The 3260-nt window shown below is 66.7% G+C and carries 2 protein-coding genes; both read left to right on the forward strand.

Features of this window, described 5'->3' with window-relative positions; genetic code table 11:
* A partial coding sequence (locus ACZI8W_RS26060) for a condensation domain-containing protein (RefSeq protein ID WP_463371434.1) occupies window positions 1-2737 on the forward strand: 2737 nt, incomplete at its 5' end.
* 249 nt (window positions 2738-2986) lie between these two features.
* On the forward strand, window positions 2987-3260 hold a 274-nt coding region (locus ACZI8W_RS26065), incomplete at its 3' end, for a hypothetical protein (RefSeq protein ID WP_463371435.1).

Below are 3260 nucleotides of genomic sequence, written 5' to 3' on the forward strand. Positions count from 1 at the left end.
TGTGAAGGAGCAGTTGCTGGCGATTCCGGACAAGGGCATGGGCTTCGGTCTGTTGCGGTACTTGGGTGGGGAGTCGTCGGTGCGGTTGGCGGCGGTGGCGAAGTCGCCGCAGATCAGTTTCAACTATTTGGGTCGTGTGTCGGGTGCGGATGTGCCGGAGGAGTTGGCGGCGATCGGGTGGGCGCCGACGGACGCCCTCGGCGCCCTCGACGTGGTCCAGGATGCCGACATGCCGGCGAATGCCGCGATCGATATCAACGCTGTGGTGAGCGATGGGCCGGACGGTCCGCAACTGGGCGCGAACATCGCGTTCCCGGAGGGGCTGCTCGACCGCGACGACGTCGACGAGTTCACGCAGCACTGGATTGCGGCACTGAGTGCCCTCGCACAGTATGCGGCAGGATCGGATGCTGGTGGCCTCACCCCGTCGGATCTGCCCCTGGTCGAACTCGATCAGACCGAGATCGAACGCTGGGAGCGCCGCTACTCACCGCTCGGCGACGTGTGGCCGCTCTCGCCGCTGCAGTCCGGTCTGTTGTTCCACGCGTCGATGACCGATGAGAGCCACGTCGACGTGTACACGATGCAGGCCGTGCTGGACCTCGAGGGCGCCGTCGACGCCGAGCGTCTGCGCAGTGCCGGCCAGGCACTGCTCGACAGGTACCCGAACCTGCGCACCGCGTTCGTCACGAACGATGAGGGTGACTCGGTGCAGCTGGTGCTCGACAAGGTCGAACTTCCTTGGAACGAGGTCGATCTCAGGGGTGTGCCGGAAGACCGTCGCGAGGCGGAACTATCGGAGATCCTTGCAGCCGAGCAGGCCCGCCGGTTCGACATGGAGACTGCTCCGTTGATGCGGTTCTTGCTCGTGCGGGAGGCCGACACCCGGTATCATCTCGCGGTCACGAGCCATCACATCTTGCTCGACGGCTGGTCGATGCCGCTGCTGATGCAGGACCTGATGGCCCTGTACGTGTTGCGCGGGGATCAGTCACTGCTACCGCGTGTCCGTTCGTACCGGAACTTCCTGTCGTGGCTGTCGGAGCAGAATCGCGACGCCTCCCTCGATGCATGGGCAGAGACCCTGCGCGGGCTCGAGGAGCCGACGATCCTCGCGCCGGGTGTCCGCGACGCGGACAACGACACGATCGCCAAGGTGTCGGTGCTGTACGACACCGACCGCACCGCACGATTGACCGCACTCTCCGGCCAACTCGGCGTCACGGTCAACACGCTCGTTCAGGCGGCGTGGGCGGTACTCGCAGGCAGGCTGACCGGGCGGAACGACGTCGTGTTCGGGGCAACCGTCTCCGGGCGCCCCGCCGACCTGCCCGGCGTGGAGTCGATGGTGGGCCTGTTCATCAACACGCTCCCCGTGCGCGTGAACGCCGACCCCGCTGAGTCGGTGTCGGCTCTGCTCACCCGACTCCAGGGGGAGCAGGCCGGATTGCTCGATCACCACTACGTCGGGCTGTCCGACATCGAGCAGCGCGCCGGCGCACCCATCGGATTCGATTCGCTGCTGGTGTTCGAGTCCTATCCGATCGACCGCGAAGCGTTGTCCGATGCTGCGGGCTCGATCGACGGTATGACGATCACCGGCGTGGGGGTCAAGGACGCGACGCACTACCCGATCACACTGCTCACCGTCGCCGACACCGCGATCGATTTCACGTTCAAGTACCTCGAGCGCTTCTTCGACGCCGCCGCTATCGCGCGGATCTCCGAGCAGTTCGTTCGAGTGCTCGATGCGTTCGTCGCCGCCCCGGATTCCCCGGTGGGCGACATCGATCTCCTCGGTTCCGAGGAGGCGGCGCGCATCGTCGAGGAGTCGGGTCCGGCAGCCCCGGTCACGGCATCGGCGGCGCGCACGCTGGCCACCGTTCTCGGAGAGGTCATCGAGGAGGACCCGTCCGCACCGGCTCTGGCCGTACCGGCGGACGGGGCCACCGGCGAGGACGGAATCGAGATCTCCTACCGGGAACTCGACGAGCGGTCGTCGCAGCTTGCACGAGTGCTCATCGCACGCGGTCTCGGCACCGGCGACGTCGTCGCGATCGCGATGCCGAGGTCGGTGCATTCTGTGGTCGCGCAGTGGGCGGTGGCGAAGACCGGCGCAGCCCTCGCGATCCTCGATCACGCGCGCTGGACCACACCGCTGCCGTCGGGCGCGGTGCTGGGCCTGACGGTTGCCGCCGTGGCAGCCGGCGAGCCGGAGGGGAACTGGCTGGTGGTCGACACCCAGGACGTCGCGGGAGATATTGCAGCGATGCCGTCGGATCCGGTCACCTACGCCGATCGTGTGCGCCCGGTCGAGCCGTCGGATCCAGCGATGGTCCTCGAGTCGCGCACGGTGTCCAACGCGGCGCTGGTCGACCTCCTCGGAGCCCTGCGGGATCGGTACTCGATGACCTATGAATCCCGGAGTGTCGCGGTTGCGCGCGCAGGGATCGACGGGGCGGGTGCGGAGGCACTGGCGCTCGAGCAGTTGGTCGTCACCGCGACCGGGGCCGTCGTTGTGCTCGTACCCGAGGGTGTCGTGGACGGCGAGGAGCTCGACGGTGTCCTCTACAACGAATGGGTCACCCATGCTCATCTGCCGGCGTCGTCGCTGGAGACACTCGAACCCGGGCTCGAAGACCTCGCGGTGGTCGTGGTCGTCGACGAGGCTCCGGCCGGGGTGCTCACCGAGTGGCAGAGTGCACATCACGTGTATGTAGTTTCTGACCAGCACTGATGCCGGTGGGGCCGCCGAGAGGCGGCCCCACGCTCGTTCGCTTGCAGAAGGCGAGTTCGCTCGACGGTAACGTCGAAGCTGCCCGAAGAGATCAAACCAATAGGTTACTAATGGGTAAGGAATGCTCGCCGATCCGGATGACTATGCTGGCTCGGTTCGTATCTGGCGAGCTCAGAGGTACTGAAAGCGAAGGGTGTGGGCTTTTACATGCGTTCACGACATGACGGCGGCTCGGATGGGGTTACTCCGATGAATGCCCCGCAGTCGAACGACCCGCAGCAGACGGTACCGGAATCGAGCGCCGAGCGCCCGGCACACGATCGCAGCGGCGGCCGCGCCGCCCGGCCGGCACGTGCTCCTCGGGGCCCCCGAGCCGAGCGCCCCGCCCGCGGTGAGCGTCGTGGTGGGCGGTCTCGGGGTGTGGTGTTGCCGCAGTTGTTGGTGTCTGCGGTGGAGTCGTGTGGTGATGCGGTGGCGGTGGTTGCTGGTGGGCGGTCGTTGTCGTATCGGGAGCTTGATGAGT

This window comes from Rhodococcus ruitaii, assembly GCF_055230935.1.